This window comes from Streptomyces turgidiscabies Car8 (assembly GCF_000331005.1).
GTDB classification, from domain to species: Bacteria; Actinomycetota; Actinomycetes; order Streptomycetales; family Streptomycetaceae; genus Streptomyces; species Streptomyces turgidiscabies.
In genome coordinates this window covers 1-651 of record NZ_AEJB01000261.1, presented here as the reverse complement: position 1 = coordinate 651, position 651 = coordinate 1, and the positions used below count along the sequence as shown (strand labels likewise).

The 651-nt window shown below is 71.4% G+C and carries 1 protein-coding gene and 1 pseudogene; both read right to left on the bottom strand.

The genetic code is table 11. The annotated features are described in order from the left end of the window. Positions 1-399 (bottom strand): annotated as a pseudogene (locus STRTUCAR8_RS16990) (hypothetical protein); the annotation flags it as partial. A gap of 95 nt (positions 400-494) precedes the next feature. Beyond that, the coding region (locus STRTUCAR8_RS54225; RefSeq protein ID WP_044472345.1) for a GlsB/YeaQ/YmgE family stress response membrane protein at positions 495-651 on the bottom strand (157 nt) is incomplete at its 5' end.

Sequence of the window (651 nt, the reverse complement as noted above, 5' to 3'; positions counted from 1 at the left end):
GCCCGCTCCACCACTCGTCAGCTGCAGCGGGCCACCCTTGTCGTCGGGGCCGTCACTCTGGCCGGACGCGCCCAGGGCACCAGCAGGACCGCTGCCGCCCGGCAGAGCCTTGGCGTCACCGCCGCCGCCACCGCTGCCAGGACCACCGTCCAGTGCCGGGCTGTTCGGATCGCCCGGGCCACCCTCGCCGCCGCCCTCCAGGGCCAGCGCCTGGTTGCCCGCGGTCAGCGCCGTCGGGTCGCCGTTCGTACCTCCGGCGTTCGTCGACGCCGTCTTGCCCGCGGACTTGCCCGTGCTCGGAGACGCCGGGCCGCTGGTCTTGCTGTTGAACCCGTTGGCGAGCTTGTTGCCCATGGCCATACCCGCGCCGGCCCCTGCACCTGTGGCCAGAGCAGGCATCAGCCCACCCTTGTCCGGCTTCGGCGCGGAGTTGCTTCACACGTACCGCTGAGCCCGGTGTCTCCTGAGCCGGTACCTCGCGAGCGCGGTGTCTCTCAAGCTCGGTGTCTCTTGCCGCCGCGCATCTTCGTGTAGGCCATGTCGCCCAGGAACACGATCACGACGGCCGCCGCGAGCTGGAGCGCGTGGCGGCCCCAGTCGATACCGCTCGTCTCGTCGATGCCGAATCCTCGTGCGATCGCGTTGCCGACG